19 protein-coding genes are annotated in these 16,856 nt (G+C 33.7%); 4 read left to right on the plus strand and 15 right to left on the minus strand.

The window, feature by feature from the left end; translation table 11 throughout:
- Positions 1-153: 153 nt before the first annotated feature.
- From B5X64_RS21600 to B5X64_RS21670, 15 genes are all read right to left on the minus strand, one after another.
- Positions 154-3,228, minus strand: a complete 3,075-nt coding sequence (locus B5X64_RS21600; protein WP_079467191.1) for a TraG family conjugative transposon ATPase — start codon at positions 3,226-3,228, stop codon at positions 154-156.
- Positions 3,200-3,514, minus strand: coding sequence for a DUF4133 domain-containing protein (locus B5X64_RS21605; RefSeq protein WP_079467192.1), 315 nt, complete (start codon positions 3,512-3,514; stop codon positions 3,200-3,202). The genes B5X64_RS21600 and B5X64_RS21605 overlap by 29 nt, the downstream gene beginning before the upstream one ends.
- A gap of 1 nt (position 3,515) precedes the next feature.
- Positions 3,516-3,839 (minus strand): DUF4134 domain-containing protein, encoded by a 324-nt coding sequence (locus B5X64_RS21610; RefSeq protein ID WP_079467193.1) that lies wholly within the window; start codon positions 3,837-3,839, stop codon positions 3,516-3,518.
- 132 nt (positions 3,840-3,971) lie between these two features.
- The gene (locus B5X64_RS21615) at positions 3,972-4,562 is read right to left on the minus strand and encodes a hypothetical protein (RefSeq protein WP_079467194.1); all 591 of its coding nucleotides are present in this window, start codon (positions 4,560-4,562) and stop codon (positions 3,972-3,974) included.
- A 34-nt stretch (positions 4,563-4,596) separates the two neighbouring features.
- Entirely contained in the window at positions 4,597-5,292 is a 696-nt protein-coding gene (locus B5X64_RS21620) for a ParA family protein (protein ID WP_079467195.1), read from the minus strand.
- A gap of 60 nt (positions 5,293-5,352) precedes the next feature.
- Positions 5,353-6,828 (minus strand): relaxase/mobilization nuclease domain-containing protein, encoded by a 1,476-nt coding sequence (locus B5X64_RS21625; RefSeq protein ID WP_079467196.1) that lies wholly within the window; start codon positions 6,826-6,828, stop codon positions 5,353-5,355.
- Positions 6,825-7,193 carry a hypothetical protein gene (locus tag B5X64_RS21630; protein ID WP_115621826.1) on the minus strand — a complete coding sequence of 123 codons (369 nt, stop codon included), beginning with the start codon at positions 7,191-7,193 and terminating at the stop codon, positions 6,825-6,827. Before B5X64_RS21630 ends, B5X64_RS21625 begins: the two co-directional genes overlap by 4 nt.
- A complete protein-coding gene (locus tag B5X64_RS21635; RefSeq protein ID WP_079467197.1) occupies positions 7,190-8,002 on the minus strand; it encodes a hypothetical protein in 813 nt (270 codons plus the stop codon). Before B5X64_RS21635 ends, B5X64_RS21630 begins: the two co-directional genes overlap by 4 nt.
- A 634-nt stretch (positions 8,003-8,636) precedes the next feature.
- Positions 8,637-9,398: an SDR family oxidoreductase gene (locus tag B5X64_RS21640; RefSeq protein WP_079467198.1), complete on the minus strand. Its 762-nt coding sequence runs from the start codon at positions 9,396-9,398 to the stop codon at positions 8,637-8,639.
- Between the two features lie 231 nt (positions 9,399-9,629).
- Positions 9,630-10,307: a Crp/Fnr family transcriptional regulator gene (locus tag B5X64_RS21645; protein WP_079467199.1), complete on the minus strand. Its 678-nt coding sequence runs from the start codon at positions 10,305-10,307 to the stop codon at positions 9,630-9,632.
- A gap of 304 nt (positions 10,308-10,611) precedes the next feature.
- On the minus strand, positions 10,612-11,037 hold the full coding sequence (locus B5X64_RS21650) for a hypothetical protein (protein WP_139377620.1): 426 nt from the start codon (positions 11,035-11,037) through the stop codon (positions 10,612-10,614).
- On the minus strand, positions 10,991-11,821 hold the full coding sequence (locus B5X64_RS21655) for a hypothetical protein (RefSeq protein ID WP_079467201.1): 831 nt from the start codon (positions 11,819-11,821) through the stop codon (positions 10,991-10,993). Before B5X64_RS21655 ends, B5X64_RS21650 begins: the two co-directional genes overlap by 47 nt.
- A 94-nt stretch (positions 11,822-11,915) precedes the next feature.
- Positions 11,916-12,344, minus strand: coding sequence for a hypothetical protein (locus tag B5X64_RS21660; protein WP_228419073.1), 429 nt, complete (start codon positions 12,342-12,344; stop codon positions 11,916-11,918).
- Positions 12,345-12,355: 11 nt separating this feature from the next.
- Positions 12,356-12,940 carry a hypothetical protein gene (locus B5X64_RS21665; RefSeq protein ID WP_123920751.1) on the minus strand — a complete coding sequence of 195 codons (585 nt, stop codon included), beginning with the start codon at positions 12,938-12,940 and terminating at the stop codon, positions 12,356-12,358.
- Between the two features lie 28 nt (positions 12,941-12,968).
- On the minus strand, positions 12,969-13,436 hold the full coding sequence (locus tag B5X64_RS21670) for a hypothetical protein (protein WP_123920749.1): 468 nt from the start codon (positions 13,434-13,436) through the stop codon (positions 12,969-12,971).
- A 219-nt stretch (positions 13,437-13,655) separates the two neighbouring features.
- Between B5X64_RS21670 and B5X64_RS21675 the strand changes: the two genes are divergently transcribed.
- The 4 genes from B5X64_RS21675 (at position 13,656) to B5X64_RS21695 (ending at position 16,673) form a co-directional block, all read left to right on the plus strand.
- Positions 13,656-14,246 (plus strand): hypothetical protein, encoded by a 591-nt coding sequence (locus B5X64_RS21675; RefSeq protein WP_079467204.1) that lies wholly within the window; start codon positions 13,656-13,658, stop codon positions 14,244-14,246.
- 239 nt (positions 14,247-14,485) lie between these two features.
- Positions 14,486-15,298, plus strand: a complete 813-nt coding sequence (locus tag B5X64_RS21680) for a hypothetical protein (protein ID WP_079467205.1) — start codon at positions 14,486-14,488, stop codon at positions 15,296-15,298.
- 463 nt (positions 15,299-15,761) lie between these two features.
- Entirely contained in the window at positions 15,762-15,884 is a 123-nt protein-coding gene (locus B5X64_RS23430) for a transposase (protein WP_420808117.1), read from the plus strand.
- A 474-nt stretch (positions 15,885-16,358) separates the two neighbouring features.
- Positions 16,359-16,673 carry a DDE-type integrase/transposase/recombinase gene (locus tag B5X64_RS21695; protein WP_079467207.1) on the plus strand — a complete coding sequence of 105 codons (315 nt, stop codon included), beginning with the start codon at positions 16,359-16,361 and terminating at the stop codon, positions 16,671-16,673.
- The last annotated feature ends 183 nt before the right edge of the window (positions 16,674-16,856 follow it).

Consider the following 16,856-nt stretch of genomic DNA (forward strand, 5'->3'; position numbering starts at 1 on the left):
AACTTTGAAGTTTCCTCAATGACTTCGTTCTGTTTGGCTTTCAGATTTTCAGAATAGAGAATCATTGCCGCCGTTACGGTTGGGTCGATGTAGGTGTTTTGAGCGAATGCCATTGTCCCACAAAGTGGGAAAAGAAGCATTACTATTTTGAGACTAAATTTTTTCATATAGCTCTTGTTTTTGGTTGATTAATTCTAAAAAACTGAGATTTCGGTCTTCCAATTCCTGCGAGATGACTTTGAAAACATTCTTTCCTTTGTGTTCTTTTTTCATTATTCTGTAAAAAGAAGTGATTTTATCATCTAAAGGATTTTGATATAAGTTCACAAGTGACACTAGGTTTTCGAGGTTGTCTCCGAAGATCTTCAAATCACCAACTATTCTGCGCAGTGCTTCATCATAGTCTCCATATTGATGTACATAATATTCAACTGCCGATTTTTCCGGTTTTTCTGTGGTATAGGTTAAATATTGCTCCAAGGAAACTTCATTTCCATAGACCTCTCCTTTTGAACCTCGTTTCAAGTAAAATTCTTTGAATCGGCTTCTCCCGAATTTGTTGTTGAGATTGTTGATGGTAAAAATCTTGTTTTGCTCTATTTTATTGAGCGATAGCAATGAAGCGATTTTATCAAAGTTGTCTTTGAACTTCGTCTGGTCAAGCAATATAAAAGTGTCCGAATTATTGATGATGGAATCTTTAACCACTGCATTTCCAATAATGTCATCCAGTTCCTGCGTTACCACCACCGCTTCTCCCCAAAATTTCCTCACCGTTTTATATAAATAAAGAATGTATCCACCCATCAATTTACTAGCAATGGCCTTCCACGCTTCTTCGATTATTAAGGCTTTTCTGCGGTCTTTTCTAAGGCGCATTTTCTGAATAAAAGTGTCCATAATAATGAGCGTGACAATCGGAAACAGTTTGGGATTGTCCTTTACATTATCGATTTCAAAAACAATGAAAGATTCGTCAAACAGCGTATTATCTGCACTTTCGTTTAAAGTCGTTCCGTACCTTCCGCCTTTGTAAAAATCTTTCAGCACAAATAAAAAGGTGCGCAGATTGAATTCCTTCTCTATGATATTGTGTTTCTTATTATTCAGGTAAATAGGAAGAAATTGATCGCAATAATCATAAAACCCATTAAAGGAAAGTTCTTTCACAACCAGCTTTTCTTCCAGTTCTTTTATTTTTCTGATAATGGCTTTTCTAAAGGATTCATTCCATTCTTCTGCTGATCTGGGTTGCCTGATCATGTCATTCGACTTGATTAAAATCAACTGCGTTTTATTGTATATTTTCCTTCTTTCCTCATCATTCAGCGTGTCATACGCTTCATAAACTTCATAGAAATTGTCACTTTCATAATCCGGATTATTGATATTCTTATCGGGATGATAAAATTTCAATAATTTTCTTCCCGCTTCCTTTATTTCATCGGAACTGGCGTCGAAAGTAATTCCCAAAATATCATAGTAAGTGTGCCGTCCTTTTGCTTCATTCTCATATTCTGTGAATAGATCATCTTCGTGAATGTTGTATTTGCCCAGATATAGAATGAGTTCTTCAGAAGTTTTATTTTCATACCACTGTGTTCCCGAGTTGAAATATTGATGGTAATACGACATCAACACATTGTCTAAAATGGATTTTTGTGCTGATGACATCGTAGAATCCGGACCTTGCCAAATCAGAAAGATCAGGTTGGTTAAAAATTCTATTTTTTCGATATTAAATTCTTTTTGATCCATCAGAAAAGGATTCATCGTGATTGGTCTTTCTTCTGTGTATTGGATGTATCTTCCTCCTTTGTATTTGCAGGTTCCTGAATAAGAATCTCCTGTATCGACAATGACCACATCATAATTGTAGGTCAAATACTGCTCGATAATATTGTTCATCAGGAATGATTTCCCCGAACCGGAAGGTCCTAAGACAAACTTGTTCCTGTTGTTTATTCTTCCTGTTTTCATCGGCAGATCAGAAGGATCTACTTTTAGCGGAACGCCTTGTCTGTCTGTAAATCTTAAATAGAAATTGGATTCTTCATTCACAGGGTAACTTTCTTTAAAAAAAAAACACAAGGCCGCTTCGCTTGTCGTCATAAATAGATCGTATTCCCTCAGTTCTGTTCCATTGCCCGGAATTGCCGACCGCCAAAGTTCTAACTGGTTGTAGGCATTTTTAGAAACAATGATTCCTTTTGTGAAAAGCTTGTTTTCAATCATCGACTGAATGTTTTCCATTTTCTCCAGTGTTTCTGCTGAAAAAAGGATTGAAAAGTGGGCATTCACAACGAGCTGTCCATCAATGGCAATATTATGAAGCAGGGTCTGAATCTCGTCTGCTATGATCGCATTGGAAGGAGAATTGTTGGCTGCTCCTTCGTGCTTTTTCTTTTTTTTATCAAGTTCCCTTTGCTGTTGTGCCTGAAGTGGAATGGTGATGATCTGATTGTAGACAATGGTTTCGTAGTCTTCCAGTTCATTGATAAAACTAAAATTATCAACCGCTGTTTCAGCTGCTGCACCGTTACCGCCGAGAACAGAATAAGGCTCAATTTCTGAAGGCAGATCAATGTTTTCTACATCCACATAAGAAATGTTCTTCACGAATCGGTTCCCGATCTGCAAAAATTCGTTGGTACTTTTGATATTATCAAATGTTGGAGATTCGGTAAACTGCATCGACAGAACCCCGGAAATGTAGTACTCAAAATCTTTCTCAAATAAAAACTCAGGTTCACAATTGTTCTGTTTCAAAAGCATCATTACCTTCTGGCACTTATCCCTTAATTCTTTGTAGCTTTTATCCGAAAAATGATAATGCTTCATTTTCTTTTTCAGCTTATCATCGATGATATCTGTAAAGAAAAGAACCGTTTCAATGGTTTTGAAAAGCCTGCCATCAAAATGTTCCGAATATTTTTGTTGTAGAAATTGGTTGGAATGTTCAGCGGTATATTCTTTCTTGGAGAAAATATCGAGCTTCTGAACGATTCTTCCTTCTCCAATGATTGATACCACCTGATTTAAAACCGTGTGGAAATTGAGATAGCTGTCAGGGTCTGCCGAGTACTGTTCGACAATATTTTTTATTTTGATCCCGATGATAGGGTTCCCATATTGTCCGAAAAGAACATCAAAATCCCAATTGGAGTCCTTTCCATAATCATAGCCGATAAAAGGAATGCTAAATGCTTGTTTTTTTGTTGTTGCCATTCTTTAAAAGTTTATTACTGTCTAACCTTTTTGGAAAAATTAAGATGTGATCGAAGTTTTTGGTTTTGTCATACAAACCATATTTGTCCTGTCTTCTGAAGATGAGATAAACTCCGCCTGCGGTGACTGCAAGACCAAGTAAAGAGCCTAAGAGACCGAACTTCGAGAGTACCAATGCTGAAATGACTCCACCTCCGATGACACCGACTGCGTAAAAGATGTATTTCCCTTTGAGTCCGAAGAATACAAGGGGCTTTTTGAGCCCCTTATAAAGGTAGAATCCCATATTAGGCAAAGAATGCGGTTACGAATTCCGGAACTACAATCAAGAAAATCATTGCTCCTCCATAACCAAGGATCTCTTTGTTGACATCCTGATCACCATTCGTCCATTTGTTGTAAACCCGAAGACCTCCGATGAAACCGACCAATCCTCCTACTGCTTTCAAGATCAGCTTTACGGGATCCCAATAATCAGTGATATCACTTGCAGCATTCGAGATAGCGGTTGCACCACCTTGGGCAAATGCAGGGGTTATCACCATAATTGCTAATGCAAGGCTTAGAACTTTTCTTGTTGTCACGTTTTTTGTGAAAAAATTTTTCATCATAATTCAAAAATTTTATAAAGGGTTAATAATCAATTGAGTGTTAAATTTTGGGCATAGGAATCCCGGACAACGGATGGAAATCCGCTGTTAAGTCTAATATTCAGTACGTTAGATTTTGTTTAAGTTGGCTAACTACATGGTGGATTGATAAACTTTGTATCCGTCGTAGTTCGCAACCATTTGAATCAGGGTTTCAGAAAGATTAAGCATCGCCTTCCAATCTTTTATTCTAGAAGTTTCTTTATCGATGTTGGAAGTAGTTTCCAAGCTTTCCCTTTCGTTAGGTTTCTCTTCTTCTTTTTCATCTGGTATTTTGTCTTTCTGGTCAAAATACACTTCGCTTGATTCAGCATTTTTAGGATGTGATTGGTTTTCAATTTCGGTAAAATCCTTTTTTGACGGATTATCGAATTCATCCAGATCTTGTTCAGCTTCAAATAGTTCCCTCAAATGCTCCAAATCTTGTCTTTCTTCATTTTCTTCAGTGATATCAGAATGGACTGGATTTCTATTGAAGGATTTGGGAGTGTTGAGATTTTCTACATCTTCAATCCCTATAGTTGCAGTAAGATCTTCATATTGCTCGGAAATTTCGGACAAGGAAAATTCCTCAGTCTCTTGTTTATAACTTTCTTTTTCTTTTTTCAGAAACAGATCGTATACAATGTTACCTGCATAATACATCAGATAAACAGCCAGAATGGTAAGTGAGATTTTTATCATTTTTTATTGATTTAGTTGTCAGTCAATCGTTGTTTTATGTTGGTAGTGAATCTTTGATTTTTTCCTTCTTTTTAATTACTTGTATTTTGATTTTTGAGGTTTCATTGATGTATTTTATAAGTTCATCGAATGTATGTTCTACTGCATATTTTTGTTTGCTTATCAGGCTTCTGGTATTAATAGTTTGTAGGCAGTTTCTTTTGAATACCGGACTTGGCAGCAGCATTCCATATTTTGCGAGCTCAATGTCCATTGCTTCCTGATTCAGATACTTGTAACCTTTATCATATTTGGAACGAATAAATATTCTTTCGGCCTCACTTTCCAGTAGTCCCAACATATTGATGAAGACCAAAGTCGATTTTACAGAAACATCGGAATACTCAAAAGGTGTTACGATAAAATCACTGTATATGAGCAAATCACTGTATTTTGCATCGAGCGTTCCTGCCAAATCAAAGAGGTTGATCTCATCGCTTTCTTTTAAATTAATGAGAGTTTCAAAGTCTGAAAAAGGCTGTTCTTCTTCCTCGCCAATAATTTCTACATCGTATAATTTTGGAATGTCCAACAGCTCATCTTCTTTCCATTTGTGATAGAATGATTTCTGATAATCAAAATCGAAAACATTGAGTTTACTTTCTGAAAGTGCGGAAATGTAATTGGCAAAAGCGATGGCTAATGTCGTTTTTCCGGTTCCTCCTTTTTGGGTAGCAAATGTGATGATCATAGGTTTTAGTTGATTTCTTTAGTTGATTTTTTTTGTACTGAAGATGATTTTCCATCAACTTTAACGTCTCTTTTTTCGTCTTTTTTTGAGTTCATTTTCGGCAGGGTCTTTTGCAGTTCCTGAACTTTTTAATAATTCAAATAACATTTCGTTTACAGCTTTGCTTAGTTCGTTGCTTTCATTATTTTCAGTTCGGTTTTCATTTGCTTGTATCGGATTCAGAAATCTTTGACACTCCTTTTCTCCAATTAATGATTGTAGCTCTCCGATATAATGGAACCGCTTATGAACTGCGTACAACTTTCCGTCCTCACCTTTAGTAATTGAAATATTTTTTTCATCATTTGTGTTTTTTTGATTTTTAATGAAATCCTTGACTTCAAACTGAACTTTTCGGTACGTTTCCAAATCTTTCTTCCCTCGGTTTTTAAAAAGCATAAAGTCCTTGATTTCTGCTTCCGGATTATTCTTCTTAAAAAATTCAAGCAGGATCTTTCTTGTTTCTTGGCTGCGAATATTATAATCCTTCAGTATTTCAAAAGTCTTCTTATCCAGCTTGTCAGAAGTAAATTCAAACACGTCATTCATTTTCAGTAGATCACTCCCTTTATATACTTTTTGTGTTTTATGGTCGATTATGGTGTAGCCAAAAGGATTTTTATCTTCTGTATGATGAAAAACCATATCGATCCCGAAAACATCTTTCAACTTTTTTTGGAGTTCACTTTCAAAACTGATTTTTATTTTTAAATCATTTTCTCTTAATTTTTCTTTTGGGAGCAGCGATTGCTCTTTCCTAGCATCTTCAACTTTAAAAACCTTGGTAGAATACAATTCTTTGTATTTGCTTATTATTGCTTTGATCTGTTTTGCCCTTTTATCATTTTTGCTGTTATCAAAAACAATCTGATCCCCTATAATAGATTTTTGGTTTACTCCGTTTTTTAAAATGTTTAAAGAATTTTCATCATTTGTGTTTTTGCTTATCTTGTAACCATTTCTGTTGAGTAAAGTTTCCAACTGATTAAGCGAACTTATTTTGTAGTTCAGCAGTTTTTCGAGTTCTTCTTCCGGTTTCTGACCATACAATTTTTCCATTGTAACGCTTAATGCTTTTTGAGCTTTAAGCTTTTCATAACTGTCATTGATCTTCTTGCCTGTCTGTTTATCAACCCGGGTAGAAACAATATGGACGTGATTGTTATCTGTATCCTTATGAAAAACCACAATAAAAGGCTGTTCGGAATATTTCATTTCATCCATAAAATTCTCCGCGATCTTAGTAAGTTCTTCCTTAGAATGTCCTTGAAATTTCGTAGAGAGCATCGCATGAAATTGAGGCTTCAATATTTTTTTATATCCGATTGAAATAGCTCTCAAATAGTTCCTTACTTCTTCCTTACTGCTTGATTCGTTGATGAAGGAAGGAAAATTTTTCATCAGCATTAATTCTCCCGTTCCTTTATCTATTTTCTTATCGTTATAATTGACTGCGGGAAAACTGGAACCTGCCGGATCCATAATCTTAACAATCATCTTGATAACATTGCGTAGATTTTTGTAAACATTTCATTCTGTTCTTTCTTCAGAATGATGATCTCTGATAACTTATCCGAAAAAGTTCTAAGTTCAGTTTCGCTGATAAATTTTTGACTATTTGCTATTTTTGCTACCTGATTGATATTGGTTTCAATTTTTCCGAAGATGTTATCCTGTTTTTCTATAAACGCCAATACTTTTCGTCTCTCGTTGTCCATAAACCTATTTTCGACAGAACTAATAATCAGACTTGTTAAAGAGATTTTTTTTTCTGAACAGGCTTTTTTCCACTTTTCTTTTTGGATGATGGAAATCCTTATTTTAATGTAATATTTCTTCTTAATATCCTTCTTATTTATCATTCAATTACATTCAGATAATTAATCGGAAAAGTGGTCATCCCCTTTATGGTACCGGTAAATTTTTCGATTTGATTTTTCCAAAGAAGTAGATTGAAATCAACGTTCGTTAATGAAATAATGCCCTGCTCTACTCCTGAACTAATTCCATTTGAGTTTCCACTTACTAAAATATTGTTCAGTGAACCCACACTGCCATCCGACATAAAACCTAAATCCCGTAATGGTTTTGAAAGATTCAGTATGACGTAGTTTGAAGTGATGGGTGTTGAACAAATTATACTAACATCCAAATAGCCAATTGTTCCTATTCGCCTCGCATCAATTTGCCCGGTTATTCCAAGACCCGATGTTCCTAATCTATATATTTTAGTGGATAATGTATGCTGCCTAGGATTTGTAGGAAAAGGAAGGTATGTGTTCCACGAGGTTTGTTCAGAAATAGTATTTGCAGAAAGTGTTTCGTCCAATACGATAAGAGCATCGTAATAAGTGGGCTCCTTAAACATCTGATTCCAAAACATACCATTGAAATAGTAGTACCCTTCTTCAACAATATGGATGACTTGACCCAAAAGATTTGATGCAGGTTGAGTCACGTAAACAATGGCACCTTTTTGCAATACTGAATAAGTTTTATTTGCAAGTTGATCAACTGTAATTCTTGGGGGAATTATTCCATCAAAGTGATTGAGTAAATTTGGTTTGCCGACAATATCCAAAGTTGCTGAAGGTGTTTGCGTGTTAACTCCAACCTGAGCTTTAATATGGATTGCTAAAACAAATATTAATACGCTAAATAGTTTTTTCATTGTGTTCTGATTAATATTTCTTTTGCAAATCTGGAGAATAAAAACTGCGAAAACAATAGATTTACAGAGGCTTGGGCGAAATGCGAACAGTTTAGATTATTCTGGATTTAGAAAAAATTAAAAAAGAATAAATTGGATTACTTTGGAATCTTAACTTAAATTTCACCTAACATAAAAAAACAAGTTCCGCCGTTTTTTCTCCTTTGCAGAAAAGGCAAGATCGTCTTTGTACTCAGAAATTTGCCAAAATTTGTGGGTACAAAGACACATCTTGCCGTTACTTTGTGATAAATAAATACAAATATTTTATAGTTCTAAATTATTAAAGCATTATTATTTAAATGCTTAATAGTCAATGTTTTACTTTTTACTAAAATAATTTTTACTGTGAAAGAGAAAATAGCCGATTGAAAGTAAGGAAAAAAAAGCTGACCTGTATTCATTTTACTCAGGTTGGAGCACAAGGTGTATCTATTTTGCGCACCCTTTAAGGCTAACCACACTGAAAACTAAATCTTTATTATCTTCAAACATAAATATTCCTTTAAATACTCTGCTGAATTCATTTATTTCAAATATTCCTTGTTATAAAAGTAAGATGCTGACCAATTGTATCAGCATCTTACTTTACTTTTTACCATGGAATTTCACCTGTTCCATCCGGGTTCGTCTCTTCACAGAAAAATTTTCCGGTTGGACCATCTTTACCAATCAGCGCAAATTTAACAATGCGTTCTGCAGCCGCTTCAACTGATCCACCGTTCTTACCTGTAAAATCTGTCGCCGTAAAACCTGGGCTGACGGCATTAACCTTGAAGTTCGTATCCCGCAGCTCATAAGCAAGGTTAATCGTATACATATTCAATGCAGCTTTTGAAGAAAGGTATACTACTCCTTTTACATTGTAGTAGAGATAATTAGGATCACTGTGTAAAGTAAGAGAACCTTGACTTGAGCTAAGATTTACAATTCGTGGTTCTGGCGATTTTTTTAAAAGATCAATAAACGCTTTGATTACTCTTGCCGGGCCGTAAACATTGGTATTGTAAACCTTTTGGTAAACTGCGATATCAGTATCGATGGCAGTCTGAGGAACCATATGTCCTTCACTGTTAATATCAATTCCGCTGATTCCTGCGTTGTTGATCAACACATCTAAAACACCAACTTTTCTTCCGATTTCCATGTGCGCAACCTTGATGGACTCCTCATTAGTGACGTCAATTTGAATAGCCTCAACGTTAGTTAGTCCTTCTAATTTTAGCTGTTCTACGGCTTTCAGACCGTTGTTCACATTACGGCTCCCTAGAAAAACATAAAATCCTTTCTTCAACAACTGACGTGCTGATTCCAAGCCAATACCTTTATTTGCTCCTGTAATTAATACTGTTTTCATTATTTTTGATTTTATTTATTGCAAAGATAATTGGCAGTAAATTGCTGTTTCTTGACTTTTATCAAAAAATGTAATAATTGATGGACTGAAAGATAATTTGGCTGATTTTTAGATTTGAAGATCGTACACACCTTATCATAACAGAATTTTTCCGACTGTCTGAGAATATAAACAGGAGATAATTGCTTGCAAAGTACCAATTATAACTAACATAAGCAATACAAAGGCAGCTCAGCGCTTTCTTAACCGGCTAAGAGTCTCTGGTGTAATCCCTAGATAAGAAGCAATCATGTTCTGTGAGAATCTTTGAAAATATTTAGGATGATGCTCCAACAGATCACGATACCTTTCTTCCGCATTCATACTGATAGCAGTATGTATTCTTTTTTGTGTTGTAACCGCTACTGATCTTTGCTCAAGACGAAGAAACTCACTTATAGCGGGGACCTGTGCCTCTAAAGCATGCAGTTCAACAGGTGATATCTGCATAATCTCGGAGTCTTCGACTGCATCAATATAGTATCGGCTTGGGGTTTGTTTTACCACACTTTCCCAGTCCGATATCCAATTCCCCTCCAGAGCAAATGCTACAACAGCTTCCTGTCCACGTTCGTTTACGGAGTAAATCCGTAAAGCTCCAGATGTCACATAACAAATGTATTTGCAGAGGTCTCCCTCTTGTACAAGAAATTGACGGCGACGTACTTTTTCGAGTTTAAAAGCAGCCCTAATTAGCATTTGGTCAAGTGAGGATAATTGAAACTTCGTATAATTTCGAAAGTAGTCATATAATGAATTATAGACGTCATCTCTGTGTTCTTCTACAGTCCTTCTAGAGGATAGACTTTCAGTTTCATTAAATTGTGGTGTTTTTGTAACTCCTTTCTGATCCTTAGAGCGTACCTTCATATATTATATAATTGTTACACAAATTTATCTAAAAATTTTATCAACGACTAATCAAAATCCATAGTACCTGTTCGGATAAAGCCTGAAACTGAGATGAAAGTAATCAGAATGTTCAGGTGTAAATCGGGTGCCCATAATTATTCGTTATATGTTTTTTAATTATTTACAAAGTACTATCGTTATATGAGATTTGGTTAAACATATTATTGATATTTTGTCTTTTAATTTATGCACGAAGTTGAAGCACTAATCTGTTCTAAATATGTTTGCACTGTCTATCCCATTTTGTCAACTTAAATTTGTCTCATTTATTTATTCTAATAAGTGTTCTAATACCGTGAATCATAACCATCGATGCTTTGCCAGTCTCTATCAAATATTTTAACTCTTTTCCATCAGGTAGTTCAACTAGTCCGTAAGTAAATTCTTTATCTTTGTTCCCTTTAAAATCTCCATATAGTTTATCCGTAGCACTTTTAATATTCTCAGAGCAAAATTGACCTTCTTCTCGGGTTAATAGCTTTTTTGTTGTCAAAATGCTGAAATTATCCTTGTCAATAAAAGTTGAGCAAATGAATAATTCGTTTTCTGTTATATCAATTTGCAGCTCGCTGTAAGGAAAGTCTCTATTATTTTCATAAAATTTTGTCCATTTAAAGTCATACGGCTTCATTGTGCTTCTCTTAATTGAAGCAATGCAAATATTGTGTAAGGAACGGTCGGTTTTCATCGTTTTTTGAGATTATAATTAAGCAAGCTTCAAAAAGATAAATGCTGTATTTTTTTTGGTCTACAATTGATTTGTAAATGTCAGTTGCTTTATTAATTGAGTTTTCATCTAGATTTTCAGCATGCTTTACATACTTGTCTGCAAGCTCAATCTGATAAATACAATATTCCTGAAAATCTGTTGTCTGTTTCGAAATTTTTTCAAGTAAAACCAAAGCCTCTTTCAAGTTTGTTGTTTTTAATTTTTTGTATGTTTCATATTCAGCAGATTTGATGTAGTTCTTCTTATCAATCGTTTTCCAGTACACTTCCTCATTCATTCTGATGAAATTATGAGTTGCGAATGTTGAGTACAAAAAATTCATGTATTTGTCACTAAATATTTTATACTTTTCAAAATCCTTTTTAAAGGCAGGTGAATTAAAGCCTTTATTGATAAAAGTACTGTAACTCTGTTTTGTTAAGGTTAAATAATCGGAAATATAAGTTTTAAGAGTATCATTTTTCAATTGAATCTTTTTTAAACTGTCGCAAACTTGAATATAATCTCCGAGCAAAGTTTTTATTTCTTTATCCGTTGCATCATCGATGATTAAATTTATCATTTCTTTCTGTTCGCTAATGATATTATTGATGTGAAAGGATTGGTAACCGTCTTTTAATCTAATAACTAATTTTGAATCACTCTTACCCTCATTCAATAAATTCTGACTATAACTATTGCCAAAAAGTAAAAATGACAAAGCTATTGTTAGTAGTTTTGTTTTAAAATTTAATCTGTTCATTGGGCTTATTTTCTATTCACCATATTCTGCTAATGGCTTAAAGGGTAATATTGTGAATTCAAAGTCAAGATTTTTTTGATTACATTAATCAATATTAGTTGCTTATTTTAAAAGGTTTCCATTTTTCATTTATTTTTCTTCTTTTTGCTCCTACATTGATAGGCATTTCATGCAAATCATTTATTGTATTGTCTAATCCTACAACCTGTAGCAATGAAATGATTTTTATATTCTCTTCTGTATGGTCATCTTCACCACACAAAAATTGCCAATCACCCTCAGAATCATGCGTGACATATAAAATAGATTTAGTTTTTTCCAAAACATGATTACAAACAAAGCTCGCCATATTTTTTGATTCTTTAAATTTAAACTCAGTTTCTTTAGAGTCTTTTTCGTTTTGTCCAAATACTTTAAATAGGCATGATGAGATTAAAATTAAGGATAGTAGTTTTTTCATTTTTGATTTTTTTTGATTATTGTTTTCTTGTTTTTTTACTTTTCTAGCTGCTAATAAAATCAAATGTTTCTCTTTTATTTTAGATATTTATTTAATTCTGTAGTTAGTTGTTTTGTTTGGATGTATAATTCAGTCTCCAGTTTGTTTGAAGAGGTTTGAAAAAATCGATGGGTATTAATTATAAAAAGTTCTTCACTGGTCTTATCTTTTAGTTTTGCCGTTACTGTGCAGTAAGTTCGTTTCATCGAGTTTCCGCTATCTATAAACACTTTTTCTTTTTGTCCACTTGCAGTAATGGCTTCAATATTTTCCAATGGAAATGTTTTTGAAATAAAAAAGGTCTTTTTTGAGGTAAGAGTCTTAGTATCCCTGTCTATGACTAAAATTTTTTTGGAAGATTGCAAAATTCGGAAAATACCAGATGTAGATTGTACAACTGCTTGAAAAGCAAATACAAGCCCACCTCCAATACTAATATAACTGGTTGTTTTAATACCTTGACTAATCAAAAAATAAGTAGCTACAAAAAGAGATAAGCCAATAAGGAGTATAATAATAGAATCAAACCAGTCTTTCGCCGTTTTACTGTAGTTAATTATAAGTTTACTTTTATTTTGAATAATGGTGAAATTTTTAATTCTTTTTTCAAAGTATTTCATATTATTTAAGCTGTTGATTGATGCTATCTTAATGTACTCTCGAATATTTATTGACCACACTTTTAGCATCGCCTTGATGTATTGTCAGAATATCTGTTTCTTGATTATAATCAACGGTGTATTTGTATTTTTTGTTAGCTTTTTCATCAAGAATGATCTTTCCGTCTACAAGCTTATATTTTAAGTTGATTTCCGTTTGATTTCCATCATACGTATAAGAACTGATCGTATTTTTATTGATATGAAGTTTGGTGGTTTTAAACTGATTGTACAATTTTTCACCTATTTTCTTCTTTTCGTCAGAATCTTTAAGGTGACCCAGTGTTTTATCAAAATAATTGAAGGTATATTTTTCGGTATTTTCATAATAAATAGTGTCAGAATCCATGGTGTAGAGATTCAGTTTCCAGGTTCCGGAAATATCTTTCTTTATTTCTTTTTTCGGAAATAATAGAATGGTGATTATCATGAATAAAGAAGAAATAATGATTTTCATGGTAGTTTTCGTTAGTTATTTCGTGTCGCCTTTTTTCCTTTGCTTAAGGAAAATCATCCATAGAGTATAAGTAATTATCCCGATAAATAATGTTAACAAGAGTGCTGCATTAAAAAATCCGGAGGCCTCATTTCCCATTGTTTTACCCCAATAAGAAGCCATCATCGTAATACATACAATGATCATGGCTAAGAATGATACAGGCCTTTGCTATTTGAAATGTCAAAATTTATAGTTGAAGAAAATTATAATCATCACAGAGTGGTAAATTTAAAAATTATTCAAGCTGAAATTCAGGAGATCTTTGAAGAGGAAATAAACTATGTTCATTCGAAAATTTTTCTGAAGAGAGATGAATTTCATTCAATCATCGGATCTATTAGAGTATTCAAATGGAACTTTTTAAGTGTATTACCTCTCGAAAAGATTTTTAAAATCAAGTTGGCAGAATTAATTAAAGACAGTACTTTCAGTGTGTGGCATATCGGACGTTTTGCAATTAAAAAAGGAGCAGACACTAAAGGTTTTAGTATTTTCAAATCTTTGCTGGTGTTTGCCATAAATGAAGTGTGTCATATTGAAAATTCAATTGCAGTTGCAGAGTGCGATTCTAAGTTGCTTCGAATTTTAAACTTACTGGGTCTTGAAACTACAATTCTGTCGGATCCCATCGTGTATTTGGGTTCAGAAACTATACCTGTGTTATTTACTTACAAAAGCCTGAGAAATTTCCTATTACAACACAGTGAATTATGCATGGGAAATTATGCAGAACTATGCGAGAGTGTAGTTCTGAAGGAAATAGCCTAAGACTACACTTTTGTGTAGTGTAAGACAGGATTAACTGATTTACTTTTGTCATATGTAAAACACATTTTAAATTTAGTAGCAAATGAAAATCACTTATAAAAAACAAAAAATTCCCTGAATGCTCCTAATCAGAAAAAAACTAAAACAGATGATTAATCAGCTCAACTAATAAATAAACCTTTCTATAAATAAAAAATTCGAAAATCATTCGAAACTTAATTTAAATTTTAAATAATACCATGAAAAAAATCTTTTTCGCTAGTTTAATCGTATTTTCTGCTCTATCTTGTAGCAATAATGGTGAAGAGTTAAATACAACAGATTTTCAAAATCCTGCTGTTACAAATCTTTCATCAAATAGAATCTCCTCATCTGCTTCCAGGTTTATTTCTGACCAGCAGATAGAGCAAATCGGTAAGATGCATAATCAGGGACTGCAGGAGGTATTTACTCAGTTTAATTGGAGTACAAGTGACGGAAAAGTAGAGATCATTAATAAATTCAACAGTGTTTCCTATGTTAAGGATAATAATCTTAACTTTGATCAGAAAATTTATAGCCTCGAAGAAAATATGACCCGAATTAAAAATAATTTGGTCAACGTTAATAATTTTGAGTATTTTCAGAATGTTATTAAGTTCCTAAATGACGATAGTGACAAAGACTTTGAAAAAATTCAAGCCTTTTTGCTGGAAGAAAATGAAAGAATGAAGGAAAATTCTAATGAGGTAAGGGATTATGAAACTTTTTTGGTTTTTACTACGGTGATAAAATATTCTGCTAAATTCTGGTTAGATACTGAAATTGGAGGCTTAAATAATTATGAGAACTTTAGTGTTCAACGTGGAGCTCCTTCTTCAAAAAAAGGATGGAGAAAATGTTTGACCGACGTACTTGTATCAGACGGTTCTAGTGCAGGTGCAGGATTTATTGTTGGAGCGGTAGTAGCAGCAGCGTCTGGACCCGTTGCTCCATTTACATTTATCGGAGCGATTGCAGCAGAAGCTGGTATGGGATCAGCATTCACCTATTTTTCAAGCAGTAACTGTTAAAATTATGATCAAGAAATATTTTTATGTAATTTTTCCAATTGTATTGATTATTGTATACTTTTTTTTTGTTGGATTTCAGATATTTAAAGAATCTTACATTAACAAAGAAGTAATTACTGGTGAATTAATAAAACAGACATTTACAAATTCAATAGTTTATGCAGCTATAACAGCCTTAGGATCTTTGTTTCTTTTTTACAAAGGGAAAAAGAAGAATAATTAGGAACTATACTAAAATATAAATTTTGACTATAGCAGCTGGAGGGTTTTTACAATCCAGCTGTTATTTCATGTTATAATCTATTACAAAATCAATATAAAAGATTTACATGATGCAGGAGTTGATATACTTGTCGGAACTGATGTGTCAGTCCCAATGGCACATTTGGGAGGGTTGGCTTTTTTTGTAATCTTCCCAAAAAACAGGAATATTTAAAAATATAGTTTTTAAATTTGGAAGACTATCAAATACAGTAAATATTCAGAAGTTCAGATCATCAAGATTTTATCTGAACAAGATCAAGGAAAAACAGTGAATGAGATTTGTCGTGAACATGGCATCAGCCAGCTGACATTCTACAAATAGAAGAGCAAATATGGTGGCTTCGATGTTCAACAACTTTCGAAAATGAAAGAACTCGAGAAAGAACTATCGCAGTACAAAAAAATTGTGAAAGAACTTACCCTGGAAAATAATATGATGAAAGATGTAATCGCAACAAAGCTTTAATACCTTCCGAGAAGCGGGAACTGGTTGTTTATTCTGTATCAGACATGGGATAAGCACTCTAACTGCGTGTAGACTTTTTATCATAAACGGTTAGGTATTTTATTACAAAAGAAGTAAAACAATGAAGATGATAAGATCGGGGAGGAGCTGGTTTTACTTACAGATCAGCATCACCGCTTGAGGAATTTGGGTTTTGGGTGGAGTCATAAGTGGGTTTACAGGATTTATAAATCAATGAAGTTGAATTTAAGAAGTAATAGGAAGAAACTCCTTTCAGCAAGGATAAAGGAATCTTTGCTTCGACCTATTTATCCCAATGTAATGTAGTGTATGGATTTTATGCATGACAGTTTGGAAAATGGTAAAAACGTCAGAAGCTTTAATATTATTGATGATTTTAACATAGAAATTTTGAATATTACGATTGACATGAGTGTGCCGTCAGAAAGAGTAATTTCGCAACTGGAACAACTGATTGACTGGCGTGGGAAACCGGAAAAAATAAGAGTGGATAATGGTTCGGAGTTCATTGCAGAAAAATTAAAAGACTGGTGCAATAAAAATGAGATCGCGCTTCGTTATATTCAGCCCGGAAAATCAACGACCGCAAAAGCTTTTCTGAAGGAAGTTTATGCATCGAAATAACATCTTGACAGTATAGCTTTACATAGTGGACAGTTTAAGGACTGTTCGCTATTTTTTTTACAACTTGACAGACGAAAACGCCAGTAGGTAACAAGGGTAACCGTTGCACAACTCTTTAGTTTTTCCGTTATTCCAAAAAATAAGATAAAAAGCAACCTCTTTTAAAGCGATTTAAAAGAGGTT

The sequence above is a fragment of the Chryseobacterium balustinum genome (assembly GCF_900168205.1).
Lineage (GTDB): Bacteria > Bacteroidota > Bacteroidia > Flavobacteriales > Weeksellaceae > Chryseobacterium > Chryseobacterium balustinum.

Bases quoted from the DNA above. Each gene is read 5' to 3' on its own strand.
- B5X64_RS21630 (WP_115621826.1), bottom strand. From the start codon at position 7,193: ATGATAAATAAGAAGGATATTAAGAAGAAATATTACATTAAAATAAGG.
- B5X64_RS21640 (WP_079467198.1), bottom strand. From the start codon at position 9,398: ATGAAAACAGTATTAATTACAGGAGCAAATAAAGGTATTGGCTTGGAA.
- B5X64_RS21615 (WP_079467194.1), bottom strand. From the start codon at position 4,562: ATGATAAAAATCTCACTTACCATTCTGGCTGTTTATCTGATGTATTAT.
- B5X64_RS21620 (WP_079467195.1), bottom strand. From the start codon at position 5,292: ATGATCATCACATTTGCTACCCAAAAAGGAGGAACCGGAAAAACGACA.
- B5X64_RS21665 (WP_123920751.1), bottom strand. From the start codon at position 12,940: ATGAAATACTTTGAAAAAAGAATTAAAAATTTCACCATTATTCAAAAT.
- B5X64_RS21605 (WP_079467192.1), bottom strand. From the start codon at position 3,514: ATGGGATTCTACCTTTATAAGGGGCTCAAAAAGCCCCTTGTATTCTTC.
- B5X64_RS21650 (WP_139377620.1), bottom strand. From the start codon at position 11,037: ATGAAAACCGACCGTTCCTTACACAATATTTGCATTGCTTCAATTAAG.
- B5X64_RS21695 (WP_079467207.1), top strand. From the start codon at position 16,359: ATGGATTTTATGCATGACAGTTTGGAAAATGGTAAAAACGTCAGAAGC.
- B5X64_RS21675 (WP_079467204.1), top strand. From the start codon at position 13,656: ATGTCAAAATTTATAGTTGAAGAAAATTATAATCATCACAGAGTGGTA.
- B5X64_RS21600 (WP_079467191.1), bottom strand. From the start codon at position 3,228: ATGGCAACAACAAAAAAACAAGCATTTAGCATTCCTTTTATCGGCTAT.
- B5X64_RS21625 (WP_079467196.1), bottom strand. From the start codon at position 6,828: ATGATTGTTAAGATTATGGATCCGGCAGGTTCCAGTTTTCCCGCAGTC.
- B5X64_RS21610 (WP_079467193.1), bottom strand. From the start codon at position 3,839: ATGATGAAAAATTTTTTCACAAAAAACGTGACAACAAGAAAAGTTCTA.
- B5X64_RS21635 (WP_079467197.1), bottom strand. From the start codon at position 8,002: ATGAAAAAACTATTTAGCGTATTAATATTTGTTTTAGCAATCCATATT.
- B5X64_RS21645 (WP_079467199.1), bottom strand. From the start codon at position 10,307: ATGAAGGTACGCTCTAAGGATCAGAAAGGAGTTACAAAAACACCACAA.
- B5X64_RS21655 (WP_079467201.1), bottom strand. From the start codon at position 11,821: ATGAACAGATTAAATTTTAAAACAAAACTACTAACAATAGCTTTGTCA.
- B5X64_RS21670 (WP_123920749.1), bottom strand. From the start codon at position 13,436: ATGAAAATCATTATTTCTTCTTTATTCATGATAATCACCATTCTATTA.
- B5X64_RS21680 (WP_079467205.1), top strand. From the start codon at position 14,486: ATGAAAAAAATCTTTTTCGCTAGTTTAATCGTATTTTCTGCTCTATCT.